General features: G+C 40.9%; 1 protein-coding gene. It reads right to left on the reverse strand.

What is annotated here, in order from left to right:
• Nucleotides 1-2 precede the first annotated feature (2 nt).
• Nucleotides 3-1057 (reverse strand): autotransporter outer membrane beta-barrel domain-containing protein (locus ACFIM1_RS09285; protein WP_375609833.1); only part of this gene is annotated, 1055 nt, incomplete at its 5' end.

Genomic DNA, 1057 nt, shown 5'->3' on the forward strand with positions numbered 1-1057 from the left:
AATTAAAAACTATAGCGTACACCTAAAATACCCTGAAGGGACTGTTTTGTTTTACGTCCTTTAACATAATGGGCCTCACCATATAACTTTAACTTCTCACTCACCAAACTGCTTAAACCTATTCCTAATTTACCCGCATTGCCCGATAAGTCCGTGGTAAATGGATGGCGTTGATTAATTAACGTTTGATTATCATCTTTATTCTCACGCAACCATGCGGCTGTAATATACGCAAATGATGAAGAAGCCATGCGAGAACCAAATTCATATCCTAAAGATAAGCCCACCTCACTGCGTAATGAAGTAAATGGACGCATGTCACCTACCATGTCATTCGATAACTTGATTGCTTTACCCTCAACACGCAACCATGTAAATTGTCCATAAGGCTGCAGCCAACTGCTCTGTGACGTCTGAAGTCGATAACCGGCTTCAAAGGAAGTTCCCAATGCCCTTTGAGTATATGTTCCTTCAATCCCTAAGCCATTCGTTGAAACTGCCTTCAGAGTATTTTGATAATGATTGTATTTTAAAATACCGTCGAGATACCATCCACTATGATCCAAATAAGTGACATAAGCACCAACGCCATAAGTATTTATACCGCTGGTCCCCCCCCGTGCATGCGCAACACGGGCATGATCATAACTGCCAAAACCACCTATATAAAAATCTCCATTTTCCCATTCGTTTAAACCATTGATTCCTAAAACGATACCGGTCTGATCCAGTTTAAAATCTATATGCTTTGTCGCAATACTCTCTTTAGATTTGATCGCATAGGTCCATAAAGCCGTATTCTTTTTACTTTTATCTAGAATTCCTCTTCCCGCACGTACGGCTTGCATTTCATTGTGAAATACCATAGCTGGAGCTACAGACATAGACAATACGGCATCTGTAGAAGGCGTAGTTAAAAAGTCAGAAACTGGAAGCGTCTCACTCAAGTGTGGAGAAGGTTGTTCCTGAGTGTTTGGCCGCAAAGTCATCTGATCAGCTAAAGATGGTGAAGATGTTAAAACAGCAGCTTGTTGCTTTTCATCAGAAAGAGGATGAG

This window comes from Bartonella sp. AC158YNML, assembly GCF_042196725.1.
In the GTDB taxonomy this organism is placed as follows: domain Bacteria; phylum Pseudomonadota; class Alphaproteobacteria; order Rhizobiales; family Rhizobiaceae; genus Bartonella.